This is a genomic window from Streptomyces sp. NPDC054813 (assembly GCF_053611365.1).
In genome coordinates this window covers 1-13,882 of record NZ_JBSHAF010000024.1, presented here as the reverse complement: position 1 = coordinate 13,882, position 13,882 = coordinate 1, and the positions used below count along the sequence as shown (strand labels likewise).

At 75.5% G+C, this 13,882-nt stretch carries 4 pseudogenes; all 4 read right to left on the bottom strand.

The annotated features are described in order from the left end of the window. Positions 1 to 157: 157 nt before the first annotated feature. Positions 158 to 6,058 (bottom strand): annotated as a pseudogene (locus tag ACWGJB_RS36980) (type I polyketide synthase); the annotation flags it as partial. A 142-nt stretch (positions 6,059 to 6,200) separates the two neighbouring features. Further along, a pseudogene (locus ACWGJB_RS36975) lies at positions 6,201 to 6,344 on the bottom strand (hypothetical protein); the annotation flags it as partial. Between the two features lie 53 nt (positions 6,345 to 6,397). Next, a pseudogene (locus ACWGJB_RS36970) lies at positions 6,398 to 12,055 on the bottom strand (type I polyketide synthase); the annotation flags it as partial. Between the two features lie 18 nt (positions 12,056 to 12,073). After that, a pseudogene (locus ACWGJB_RS36965) lies at positions 12,074 to 13,870 on the bottom strand (polyketide synthase dehydratase domain-containing protein); the annotation flags it as partial. Positions 13,871 to 13,882: the final 12 nt, after the last annotated feature.

Below are 13,882 nucleotides of genomic sequence, written 5' to 3'. Positions count from 1 at the left end.
CGCGGCCGCCGTCGGCGCGCGGGGTCAGCCGGCCGACCAGTCCTTGCAGCCGGGTCAGTGCCCGCCGCCGGTCGTCCTCGCCGGACACCTCGGCCAGCACCCCGGCCAGCCGGTCGAGTTCCTCGTCCAGCGAGCCGACGGCGGTCGCGGCCGGCACCACCAGCTGTCGGCGCAGGTGGTCGGCGAGTCCGGCGGGCGTCGGATGGTCGAACACGGCGCTTGCCGACAGTCGTACGCCGGTGGCCGCGCCGAGCCGGTTGCGCAGGTTGACCGCGGCCAGCGAGTCGAAGCCGAGGTCGGTGAACGGCCGCCCGGTGGGGAGCGCGTCCGGGTCGCCGTGCCCGAGGACGACGGCCACCTCCCGTCGTACCAGCTCGACGAGTTCGCGCTGCTGGTCGGCTTCGGGCAGCGCGGCCAGCCGGTCGGCGAGCCGGGACTCGGCGGCGTCCGGTTCACCGGTCACGGTGGTGAGCGCGTCCCGTACCTCGGGCAGGTCGCCCAGCAGGGGGCTGGGCCGGGCGGCGGTGAACGCGGGTGCGAAACCGGCCCAGTCCACGTCGGCGACGGTCACGGTGGTGTCGGCGTGCCGCACCGCGTCGGCCAGCGCGGCGAGCGCCTCCTGCGGGGGCAGCGCCAGCACGCCCCGGCGGCGCAGTTCCTCTCGGCGCCGGGCCTCGGTGCCGGCGTCCGCCGCCCCGAACCCGGCTCCTTCCCACGGGCCCCACGCGATGGAGGTGGCGGGCAGCCCGCGGGCCTGCCGGTGCTGTGCGAGGGCGTCGAGGTAGGCGTTGGCCGCGGCGAAGGCGCCCTGTTCGCTGCCGCCCCAGGTGGCCGCGACGGAGGAGAAGAGCACGAAGGCGTCCAACTCGCCGGTGAACCGGTGCAGGTTGGCCGCGCCGCGCACCTTCGCGTCGAGGGTGGCGGCGACCTCGGCGAGGTCCGTGCCGGCCAGCGGGCCGGAGCGCAGGGTGCCCGCGGTGTGCACCACGGCGGTCAGCGCGGTGTCCGCGGGGACGGCGGCAAGCAGTTCGGCGAGCGCGGTCTCGTCGGCCGGGTCGCAGGTGCTGACGGTGACCGGGACGCCGAGGTCGTCCGGTGCGGTGGCGGCCGGGTCGTCGGTGGTGAGGACCAGCGCCTGTGCGCCGTTGGCGGCCAGCCAGCGGGCCACCGGCAGCCCCATCGGGCCGAGGCCGTCGGTGACCAGCACGGTGCCGTTGGGCTGCCACGGCCGGGCCGGGGTGCGCCCGCCCAGCGGGGCGTGCGCGAGGCGCGGCACCAGCAGCCCGGTGTCGCGTACGGCGGCCTGGTCCTCGGTGCCGGCCAGCAGCGCGGGCAGCCGGTGGAGTCCCCGGCCCGGATCCTCGGGCAGGTCGACGATGCCGCCGAACAGCTTCGGTTGCTCCAGCGCGAGGGTGCGGCCCAGGCCCCAGAGCATGGCCTGCTCGGGGTGGAGCAGCCGGTCGGCCGGGGTGGCGGCGACCGCGCCGGAGGTGACCAGCCACAGCGCGGTGCCGGTGTCGGCCAGGGCGCGCACGAGGTCGAGGGTGGCGGCCAGCCCGGCGGGTACGGCGGGGTGGTCCGGGTGCGTGCCCGCGGCCAGGCCGAGCAGCGAGACCACCCCGGTCGCCGTGCCGGCCTCGGCCGCGACGGTGTCCTGGTCGACCACGCGGGCCTCGGCCCCGGCACGGCTGAGCGCGGCGGCGCACTCCTCGGCCAGGGCCGGTGCGTCCGGGCCGACCACCAGCCAGGTGCCGCTCAGCACCGCGTCGGTGGCCTCGACGGGCCGCCAGCCCACGGTGTAGCGCCGGCTGTCGGTGGTGGCGGTCGTCTCCTGGGCGGCGCGCCAGGCGGCCAGTGCGGGCAGGACCTCGGCGAGCGGTTCGGCCGGCACCCCGAGCAGGTCGGCCAGTGCCTTGGGGTCGGCCGGGTCGACGGCCGCCCAGAACGTGCCGTCCGCCGCGTCGGTGCCGGTGTGCTCCGGGGCGGCCAGCCAGTAGCGCTGTCGTTGGAAGGCGTAGGTGGGCAGGTCCGGCGGGGCGGGCCGGGTGCCGTCGAGGGCGGCGGCCAGCCGCACCGGGAGCCCGGCGACCTGTGCCTCGGCCACGGAGAGCAGGAACCGGTCGAGGCCGCCCTCGTCGCGCCGCAGCGAGCCCACGACGGTCACCTCGTCCAGCGTCTGGTCGATGCCGGGTGTCAGCACGGGGTGCGGGCCGACCTCGACGAAGCCACGGTGACCCTGCTCGGCCAAGGCGCGCACGGCTGCTTCGAAATGAACGGTCTGCCGGAGGTTGCGGTACCAGTACCCCGCGTCCAGCGTGGTCGGGTCGGCCCAGTCGGCGGTGACCGTGGAGAACATCGGCACGTCGGCCGCCCGCGGGCGCACCTCCGCGAGCGCCTCGACCAGTCGTGCCTCGATCCGCTCGACCTGCGGGGAGTGGGAGGCGTAGTCCACCGCGATACGACGGGCACGGGTGCCCCGCTCCTCGCAGTCGGCCAGCAGCCGGTCCAGGGCCGCCGGGTCGCCGGAGACCACCGTGGAGGCGGAGCCGTTGACCGCGGCGACCGTCACACCCGGCGTCAGCAGGGCGGTCACCTGGTCGGCGGGCAGCGTCACGGACGCCATCCCGCCGTGTCCGGCCAGTTCCCCGGCGATCAGCCCGCTCCGCACGCAGACCACCAGCGCGGCGTCGCGCAGGGACAGCGCCCCCGCCACACAGGCGGCGGCGATCTCCCCCTGCGAATGCCCCACCACCGCATCCGGCTCGACGCCGAACGACCGCCACAGCGCGGCAAGGGACACCATCACCGCGAACGACACCGGCTGTACGACGTCCACCCGCTCCAGGGACGGCTGACCGGCCTCGCCTCGCAGCACACCCAGCAGCGACCAGTCCACGAACTCAGCCAGTGCCGAGGCGCATTCAGCCATCTGCTCGGCGAACACCGGTGAGGAGTCCAGCAGTTCCACCGCCATCCCCGCCCACTGCGCCCCCTGCCCCGGAAACACGAACACCGTGCGGCCGGTGGCCCCGGCCGTACCGGTGGCGATGCGCGGTGCGGTGTCCCCGGCGGCCAGCGCGGTCAGCCCGGTGAGGAGGTCCTCGCGGTCGGCCGCGACCACCACGGCGCGATGGGTCAGCGCGGAGCGTCCGGTGGTCAGGGCGGCCGCCAACTCACCGACTCCGGCGTCCGGTTCGGCGGTCAGCCAGGTGCGCAGCCGGCCGGCCTGGGCACGCAGTGCGGCCTCGGTGTCGCCGGACAACGGCACCGGCACCACCCGCCGGGGCGCCGGCTGCGGGACCGGAACCTCCGGGCCCTGTTCGATGATCACGTGGGCGTTGGTGCCGCTGATCCCGAACGAGGACACCGCCGCCCGCCGCGGCCCCTCCCGTTCCGGCCACGGCCGTGCCTCGGTGAGCAGCCGTACCGCACCGGCCGACCAGTCCACGTGCGAGGTCGGTTCGCCGATGTGCAGGGTGCGCGGTAGCACCCCGTGGTGCATCGCCTGGACGACCTTGATCACACCGGCGACGCCGGCGGCGGCCTGGGTGTGCCCGATGTTCGACTTCACCGATCCGAGCCACAGGGGCTGTCGGCGGTCGGCGCCGTAGGTCTCCAGCAGCGCCTGGGCCTCGATCGGGTCGCCCAGGGCGGTGCCGGTGCCGTGTGCCTCGACCAAGTCCACGTCCGCGGGGGACAGCCGGGCCGCGGCGAGCGCGGTGCGGATGACCCGTTCCTGGGAGGGCCCGTTGGGGGCGGTGAGCCCGTTGGACGCGCCGTCCTGGTTGACCGCCGAGCCGCGCAGCACACCGAGGACACGGTGGCCGTTGCGGCGCGCGTCGGAGAGCCGCTCCACCACCAGCAGACCGACGCCCTCGGACCAGACGGTGCCGTCCGCGTCGGCGGAGAACGCCTTCACCCGGCCGTCGGCGGCCAGCCCGCGCTGCCGGGAGAACTCGATGAAGGTGCCGGGGGTGGACATCACGGTAGCGCCGCCGGCCAGCGCCAGCGAGCACTCCCCCGCGCGCAGCGCCTGAGCCGCGAGGTGGAGGGTGACCAGGGAGGAGGAGCAGGCGGTGTCGACGGTGACCGCCGGGCCCTGCAGACCGAAGGTGTAGGCGACCCGGCCGGAGGCGACGCTGCCCGCGGTACCGGCGCCTAGGTAGCCCTCGACGTCCTGCGGGGTGCTGGGGAGCCGGGTGGCGTAGTCGTGGTACATGACGCCGACGAACACGCCGGTGTCGGAGTCCCGCAGGGACATCGGGTCGATGCCGGTGCGTTCCAGTGCCTCCCAGGAGGTCTCCAGGAGCAGCCGCTGCTGGGGGTCCATGGCGAGGGCCTCGCGCGGTGAGATACCGAACAGGCCCGCGTCGAACTCGGCCGCGTCGTGCAGGAATCCGCCCTTGGTGAGATAGGTGCGCCCGGCGCGGTCGGGGTCGGGGTCGTAGAGCTGTTCGGTGTTCCAGCCGCGGTCGGCGGGGAACGGCGAGATGCCGTCGCCGTCCGCGGTCACCAGTCGCCACAGGTCCTCCGGGGAGCGCACTCCGCCGGGGTAGCGGCAGGCCATGCCGATGATGGCGATCGGTTCGTCGGCCGGCCCGGCGCGGCGGGGTGCGGTGGGCGCCGGGGCGGCGGCCGCGGTGAGCCTGCGCAGCAGGTAGGCGGCGGTGGCCGCGATGCTCGGGTGGTCGAAGGCCAGGGTGGCGGGCAGCGCGAGGCCGGTGCCGGCGGCCAGCCGGTTGCGCAGTTCCACCGAGGTCAGCGAGTCGAAGCCGAGGTCGGCGAAGGCGCGCCGGTCGCCCAGGTCGGCCGCGTTGCCGTGGCCGAGGGTGGCGGCGACCGCGGTGCGTACGGTGTCGTGCACCAGCCGGCCGCGGGCGGCCTCGTCGAGCCCGGCGAAGGCCGCCCGGAGCGCGCCGGTGCCGGTGATGCGGCGGGCCGGGACCCGGACCAGACCGCGCAGCACCGGGGCCGGCGGGACGGTGCGGGCCTGCTCGCGGAGCGCGGCCAGGTTCAGCCGGACCGGTACGGCCAGGGCGTTCGCGCCGGGTACGGCGGCGTCGAACAGCCGCATGCCCTCGGCCGGTTCGAGCGGCACCACCCCGAGGCGTTCGATGCGCTGCCGGGCGGCGCCGTCCGCCGTGTCGCCCATGCCTCCGGCCCACAGGCCCCAGGCCAGCGACACCGCGGGCAGGCCGGCCGCGCGACGGCGGGCGGCGAGGCCGTCCAGGACCGCGTTGGCGGCGGCGTAGTTGCTCTGCCCGGGACTGCCCAGGATCCCGGCGGCCGAGGAGAACAGCACGAACGCGGCCAGGTCCTGACCACGGGTCAGCTCGTCCAGGTGCAGGGCGGCGGCCGCCTTGGGCCGCAGCACCCGGTCGATGCGCTCCGGGGTCTGCGCGGCGAGCATGCCGTCGTCCAGCACACCGGCGGCGTGCACCACGGCGGTCAGCGGGTGCGCGTCGGGGATACCGGCCAGCAGCGCGGCCAGCGCGTCCCGGTCGGCGACGTCGCAGGCCACCACCCGGGCGGTGGCGCCGAGTTCGGCGAGATCGGCGATTAGTTCGGCGGCGCCCGGGGCGTCGGGTCCACGGCGGCCGGTGAGCAGCAGATGCCGTACGCCGTGCTCGGCCGCGAGGTGCCGGGCCAGTACCGAGCCGAGGGCGCCGGTACCGCCGGTGATCAGTACCGTGCCCTCCGGGCGCCATACGGCGGGCTCGCCGGCGTCGGCGCGGATCAGCCGGGGTACGCGCACCACGCCGTCCCGGACGGCCAGTTGGGGCTCGCCGGTGGCCAGGGCAACGGGGTCGGGCAGGCTGCCGTCGCTGTCGAGGAGCACGATCCGGCCCGGGTTCTCCGACTGGGCGGAGCGGGCCAGACCCCAGACGGCGGCGGCGCCCAGGTCGGTGCCGTCGACGGCTCCGGTGGTGCGCAGGGCGAGCGTGGTGTCGGCGAACCGTTCCTCGGTCAGGAACGTGCGCAGCAGGGCCAGGACGCGGTGGGTGGCGGTGGCGATGCCGGCCGGGTCGTTCGTGGCGGGGGGCGACGCGGCGAGCAGCCACCCGCCCGGGTCGGTCACCGCGGTGAGGTCTAGGTCCGCGCCGAGTCGGACGGGCGCGGGGTCCTCGGTGCCGGTAGTGGGCTCGGTGGGTGGGGCGGCAGACGGTTCGGTGGACGCTTCGGCAGACGGTCCAGTAGACGCTTCGGCAGACGGTTCGGTGGACGCTTCGGCAGACGGTCCAGTAGACGCTTCGGCAGACGGTTCGGTGGACGAGTAGCCCTCGGTTCCGGTGCTCGGTTCGGTCGGGGAGGAACCCTCGCCTGCGGTGCGCACCGGCGTCCACGCCACCGTGTGCAGTGCCTCGGTCCCGGCGTGGCCGGCGCTCAGTCCGGCGGGGATCGGGCGCAGCGTGAGGCTGTCCGCCGTCAGCACCGGGGCGCCGTAGCCGTCGTACGCGGCGATGGCGTAGCCGCCGTCGGCCGGGGTCAGCCGCACCCGCAGCGTGTCGGCGCCGGGCTGCCGCACGGTCACCCCGGTCCAGGCGAACGGCAGGGCGGCCGAGGACGCCTCCGGGTCGGTGGCCAGCGCGTGCAACGCGGCGTCCAGCAGCGCCGGGTGCACCCCGAAGCCGGCGGGCTCGCCCGGTGCGGGCAGCGCGACCTCGGCGTACAGCTCCTCGCCGTGCCGCCAGACCCGGCGCAGGCCCTGGAACGCCGGTCCGTAGGCCAGGCCACGGTCGGCCAGCAGTTCGTACAGCCCGCCGGGCTCGCCCCACTCGGACTCGGCCGGGGGCAACTCGCCCAACGGTGGCGCGCTGTCGTCCGCCGGTCCGACGGTGCCGGTGGCGTGTCGGGTCCACGGCTCGTCGGCGGTACCCGCCTCGGCCCGGGAGTACAGGTTCGCCGTCCGGCGGCCCCGCTCGTCGGGCGTGCCGAGCACCAGCTGGAGTACGGCGCTGCCCCGCTCGGGCAGGACCAGTGGTGTGTCCAGGGTGAGTTCGGTGATCCGGCCGCAACCGACCTCGTCCCCGGCGCGGGCGACCAGGTCGACGTACGCGGTGCCGGGCAGCACGATCCGGCCGGCCACCACATGGTCGGCCAGCCAGGGCTGGGCGCTGGTGGAGAGCCGCCCGGTGAACAGCACCCCGGCCCCGTCCGCGAGCGTGACGGCCGCGCCGAGCAGCGGGTGCCCGATCGTGCCGAGACCGGCCGCGCCGGCGTCTGCGGCCGTCTCGCCGGTCATCCAGAACCGGCGGTGCTGGAACGGGTAGGTGGGCAGCGGAACCGGCGTCGGCGCGCGGTCCTCGGCGACCGCGGCCCAGTCGGCGGAGATGCCGTGCACATGCAGGCGGGTCAGCGCGTCCAGCAGGGCCGGGATCTCGTCCCGGCCGTCACGCAGGGTGGGCAGCACGACCGTTCCGGCGGCGGGCTCGTCGGCAGACCCTGCGGCGGGCTCGTCGGCGGACCCGGCGGCGGGCTCGTTGGCGGACCCGGCGGCGGACCCGGCGGCGGGCTCGGTCGCGGTCAGGCAGTCGCGGGCCATGGCGGTCAGCGCGGCGGCCGGACCGATCTCGACGAACGCGGTGGCCCCCGCCTCGGCCAGGGCGCGTACCGCGGGCAGGAACCGCACGCTGTCACGGACGTTGGCCACCCAGTGCTCCGGGTCGGTGATCTCCCGCTCGGACAGCGGTGCCCCGGTCACCGTGGACACGACCGGCAGCCGTGGCGCGCTGAACGGGATACCGGTGACGATCTCCCGGTACTCGGCCAGGATGGCGTCCACATGCGGCGAGTGCGGGGCCATGGTGACCCGCAACTGCCGGGTACGGCGGCCGCGTTCACGCCAGTGCGCGCCGATCTCGGCGACCGCGCCCGCGTCGCCGGACACCACCACCGCACTCGGACCGTTGACGGCGGCCAGCCGTACCAGCCCGGCGTACTCGGCCAGCAGCGGGGCGAGTTCGGCCTCGGTGGCCTGGACGGCGACCATCGCGCCGCCTGTCGTGGCCGCCGCCATCAGCCTGCCGCGGGCGGTGACCAACCTGGCGGCGTCGGGGAGGGTGAGCGCCCCGGCGATGTGTGCGGCGACGATCTCGCCGACGGAGTGGCCGGCCACCAGGTCCGGGCGCAGCCCCCAGCTCTCCGTGAGCCGGACCAGGGCGACCTCGACGGCGAACAGCGCGGCCTGGGTGAAGTCGGTGCGGTCGAGCAGGGCGGCCTCGGGGCTGCCCTCGGCGGCGAACAGCACCTCGCGCAGCGGCCGGGGCAGGTGCCGGTCGAGTTCGGCGCACACCGCGTCGAACGCCTCGGCGTAGGCGGGGAACCCGGCGGCCAGTTCACGGCCGGCCCCGAGGCGCTGGGAGCCCTGGCCGGGGAACAGGAAGGCCAGTTTCCCGGCGTCCGCGGCGAAGCCGGTGACCACGTCGGCGTCGGGGGTGCCGTCGGCGAGGGCGGCCAGTCCGGGCCGGGGATCGGCCGGACCGGGGTGATCCCCGCCATGGTGGCCCCCGGCGCGGGGACCGGTCAGCACCGCCGCCCGGTGCGGGTGCGCGGCGCGGGTGGTCAGCAGCGAGTGCGCCAACGCGGCCGGTTCGACATCCGGGTGGTCGCCGAGGTGGGTCAGCAGCCGGGCCGCCTGTGCGCGCAGGGCCGCCCCGGTGCGGGCGGAGAGCACGACCGGCAGCGGCAGGGGGGTGCGGGCCGGCGGTCGCGGCGGTGCCTCGGCCGGCGCCTGTTCGATGACGATGTGCGCGTTCGTTCCGCTGACGCCGAACGAGGACACCGCGGCGCGGCGGGCCCGGCCGGTCTCCGGCCAGGGCCGCGCCTCGGTGAGCAGGGACACCGCGCCGGAGGCCCAGTCCACGTGCGGGCTGGGTGCGTCGACGTGCAGGGTGCGGGGCAGCAGCCCTTCCCGCAGGGCCAGGACCATCTTGATGATCCCGGCGACACCGGAGGCGGCCTGGGTGTGCCCGATGTTGGACTTGACCGACCCGAGCCACAGCGGCTCGCCGTCCCGGCCCTGGCCGTAGGTGGCCAGCAGGGCCTGCGCCTCGATGGGATCGCCCAGGATGGTGCCGGTGCCGTGCGCCTCCACCGCGTCGACGTCCCCGGTGGACAGTCCGGCCGTGGCCAGCGCGGTGCGGATGACCCGCTGCTGCGACGGCCCGTTGGGGGCGGTCAGCCCGTTGGACGCGCCGTCTGAGTTGACCGCGGAGCCGCGCACCACGGCCAGCACCGGGTGCCCGGCCGCGCGGGCGTCGGAGAGCCGCTCCACGAGCAGCATCCCGGCGCCCTCCGACCACGAGGTGCCGTCGGCGTCGGCCGAGAAGGACTTGCAGCGGCCGTCGGCGGCCAGGCCGCGCTGCCGGGAGAACTCCACGAACAGCCCGGGGGTGGCCATCACCGTGGCGCCGCCGGCCAGCGCCAGGTCGCACTCGCCGCGGCGCAGCGCCTGGGCGGCCAGGTGCAGTGCCACCAGCGAGGACGAGCAGGCGGTGTCAACGGTCAGGGTGGGGCCTTCCAGGCCGAACGCGTAGGCGAGCCGGCCGGAGGCGACGCTGGCCGCGCTGCCGGTGAGCCGGTAACCCTCCACGCCCTCGGCGGCGTGGTGCAGCATCGGGCCGTAGTCCTGGCGCATCACGCCCACGTACACCCCGGTCCGGCTGCCGCGCACGGCGGCCGGGTCGATCCCGGCGTGTTCGAAGGTCTCCCAGGAGGTCTCCAGGAGCAGCCGCTGCTGCGGGTCGGTGGCGAGCGCCTCGCGCGGGTTGATGCCGAAGAAGTCGGCGTCGAAGTCGGCGGCGGCGCGCAGAAATCCGCCGTGGCGGGTATAGGAGGTGCCCGGCCGGTCGGGGTCGGAGTCGAACAACGACTCCAGGTCCCAGCCACGGTCGGCCGGGAACTCGGTGATGCCGTCACCGCCGTCGAGCAGGAACCGCCACAGCTGCTCCGGGGAGCGGATCCGCGACGGGAACCGGCAGGCCATGCCGACGATCGCGATGGGCTCGTCGGTGTCGACGCCGGCACCGGCCGGAGGCGGCGCGGCCTTGTCCTCCGGCGCGTCCTGGCGCAGGTGTCCGGCGACCGCGGCGGGGGTCGGGTAGTCGAACACCAGGGTCGCGGGCAGGGCGGTGCCGGTGGCCGCGGTGAGCCGGTTGCGCAGTTCCACCGCGGACAGCGAGTCCACGCCGAGTGCACGGAACTCCGCCTGCGGGTCGACGGAGTCGGCGTCGGCATGGCCGAGGACGGCGGCGGTCTCGGCGCGTACCAGGGTCAGCAGTTCCTCGGCGGTGAGCCGGTCGGGCCGGGTGGCCGTACCGGGCCCGGCGGGCGCGGCGGTACGACGTCGCGGGCCGCGTATCAGGCCGCGCAGCAGGGGTGGCAGCAGCGCCGGGTCGGCGGTGTGCAACCGGACCTTGGCCGGCAGCAGCACCGGTTCGTCGACGGCCAGCGCCGTGTCGAACAGCGCCAGCCCCTCCTCGGCGGAGAGCGCCCGCACTCCGGCGCGGGCCATCCGGGCCAGGTCCGCGGCCGAGAGTTCGCCGGTGATGCCGCTCGGCGGGGCCCAGAGCCCCCAGGCCAGTGACTGGGCGGGCAGCCCGGTGGCGCGCCGTCGGCCGGCCAGTGCGTCCAGGCAGGCGTTGGCGGCCGCGTAGTTGGCCTGGCCGGGGCCGCCGAGGATGCCGGTGGCCGAGGAGAACAGCACGAACGCGGCCAGGTCCAGGCCGCGGGTGAGCTCGTCCAGGTGCAGTGCGGCGGCCACCTTGGGCCGCAACGTCGCGGCCAGCCGCTCCGGGGTGAGCGCGGTGAACAACCCGTCGTCGGAGACCCCGGCCGCGTGCATCACTGCGGTCAGCGGATGTTCGGCTGGTATGTCGGCCAACAACGCGGCCAGCGCGTCCCGTTCGGCGGCATCGCAGGCCACCACGCGCACGTCGGCGCCGAGTTCGGTGAGCTCGGCCTCCAGTTGGGGGGCGCTGCCACGGCGGCTGGTCAGAATCAGGTGCCGTATGCCGTGCTCGCGCACCAGATGCCGGGCGACCAGCCCGCCGAGGGTGCCGGTGCCGCCGGTGATCAGGACGGTGCCCTGCGGGTCGACCCGGTGGGGCAGGGTGAGCACCAGTTTGCCGGTGTGCCGGGCCTGGCTGAGGTGCCGGAACGCGTCGACGGCCCGGGAGACCGGCCACACGGACGGCGGCGGTAGGGTCAGCGCCCCCGCGGCGAACAGTTCCAGCACCGCGACCAGCAACCGCTGCATCTCCCGCGGCGACAACCGCATCAGGTCGTACGGCAGATAGTCGATGTCCGGGAAGTCGGCCGGGTCGCGCAGGTCGGTCTTGCCCATCTCCAGGAACCGCCCGCCGACGCGCAGCAGTCCCGCCGAGGCATCGACGAACTCACCGGACAGCGAGTTCAGTACGACGTCCACCGGGCCGAATCGCGCGGCGAAACCGGTGTCCCGCGAGGAGGCGATGTGCGCGTCGTCCAGGCCGAGGTCGCGCAGCACCTGCCATTTGCCCTCGCTCGCGGTGCCGTAGACCTCGGCGCCGAGATGCCGGGACAGTTGTACGGCGGCCATGCCGACACCGCCGGCCGCGGAGTGGATCAGCACCTTCTCCCCGGCCCGCAGTCCGGCGAGTTCGACCAGACCGAGCCGGGCGGTGAGGTGCGCGATCGGCATGGCGGCGGCCTGCTCGAACGTCCAGCCGTCCGGAATCGGTGCCACGGCCGCCCGCTCGGCCACCGCGACCGGGGCGAACGCGTCACCGAAGAGGCCGGTGACCCGAGTACCCGGGGCCAGGTCGGTGACGTCGTCGGCGACCTCGGTGACCACCCCGGCGCCCTCGCCGCCGAGGGCCACCTCGCCGGGGTACATGCCCAGAGCGATGAGCACATCACGGAAGTTCAGCCCGGCTGCCCGTACGGCGATACGCACCTGGCCCGGCCGCAGGGGGGCCGCCGCGGCCGGGGCGGGCACCAGCGCGAGGGCGTCCAGGGTGCCCGGGCGGGTGACGGCCAGCCGCCAGTGCGGTTCCACGGGCGGCACCAGCTCGGGCCTGACCAGCCTGGGAGCACTTAACAGGCCGTCACGCAGGGCAAGTTGGGGCTGACCGGTGGCCGGTACGGCGGGCAGGGCGCGACGGGACCCGGCGGTGTCGTCGAGGTCGGCCAGCACGATCCGCTCGGGCTGTTCGGCCTGCGCGGCACGCAGCAGCCCCCACACCGCCGCACCTCCCGGATCGGCCGGGGCGTCGGCGGGTTCGGTGGCGACCGCGCCGGTGGTGACCACGAGCAGCCGGGCGGGCGCCGCGCTGTCGGCCAGCCAGTCCTGCACCTGCCGCAGCACGGTGGCGGTGACCGCCTCGACGGGCTCCCCCATCGGCACGGCCAGCACGGTGAGGTCGGCGGCCCCGTCACCCGCGAGGTCGACCCCGGTGGCCCGCAGATCGGCGGCCAGGGACTCGGTCAGCGCACCCAGCACCGTCCACCGACCGCCGGCCGGTTCGGCGGGGGCCGGGACGGTGTCCCACTCCAGCCGGAACAGCGAGTCCCTGGGCACCCGGCTCGCCCCCTCTCCGGCGGCGGCCCGCAGAGTCAGCGACTCGACGGAGGCAACCGGAGCTCCGGCGCCGTCGAACAGGTCCAGCGCGAAGGCACCCGCACCGGTGGGTGCGAGCCGCACCCGCACGGCGGCCGCTCCGGCGGCGTGCAGCCGGACGCCGGACCAGGAGAACGGCAGCAGCGCGTTGCCCGTGTCGTCGGTGAGCGCGAGCGCGTGCAGGGCAGCGTCCAGCAGAGCGGGATGCAGCCCGAAACCCCGGGCCCGTTCGCGGAGTTCGTCGGACAGGGCGACCTCGGCGAGGACCACGTCACCCCGCCGCCAGGCCGCGCGCAGCCCCTGGAACGCCGGTCCGTAGCCGAGGCCGCGAGCGGCGAGATCGGCGTAGGCGGCAGCTACGGCCACCGGGGTGGCGTCCCGCGGCGGCCAGACCTCTTCGGCGGCGACGGGTTCGAGTGGTTCGAGGGCGAGGGTGCCGGTGGCGTGCAGCGTCCACGGCTCGTCCTCGGACGCGTCCTCGGCCAGAGAGTAGATCTCCACGGCGCGTCGGCCGGAGTCCTGGGCCTCGCGGACGGTCAGTTGCAGCCGGACCGCACCCGTGTCGGTCAGCACCAGCGGCGCCCGCAGCACGAGTTCCTCGACCCGGTCGCAACCGACACGGTCGGCGGCCTGCACCGCCAGCTCCACGAACGCCGCGCCGGGCAGCACGATCGCGCCATTGACACGGTGGTCGGCCAGCCAGGGCTGGGACGCCACAGAGAGCCGGCCGGTGAGCAGATACGCGTCCGACCCGGCCAGCGCGGTGGCCGCACCGAGCAGCGGATTACCGGCCGGGAGCAGACCCGAGGCGGCGAGGTTACCGCCGGGGGCCGACTCCAGCCAGTAGCGGCGGTGCTGGAAGGCGTAGGTGGGCAGGTCGACCCGGGCCGCGGCGGGCAGATACGACGCCCAGTCGACGACGCCGCCGTGCACGTGGAACAGGGCCAACCCGGCTGCCACCGAACGGACTTCGGGCTGCCCGCGACGCAGCAACGGCACGAACGCCGCCGTCGCGTCCTGCGACAGACAATCCGGTCCCACGGCGGTCAACGCGGCATCCGGACCGACCTCCACGAACCTCGTCACACCCTGCTCGTGCAGGCGGGCAACCGCATCGGCGAACCGAACCGTGTCACGGACATTACGCACCCAGTAATCGATGTCCACGGGCGCGGTGTCGAGCGCCACCGTGGACACGAAAGGAATGCTCGGCGTGCTGAAGGTGACCCCGGCGATCGCCTCACGGAACCGCCCCAACACCGGATCCATCAACGGCGAATGGAA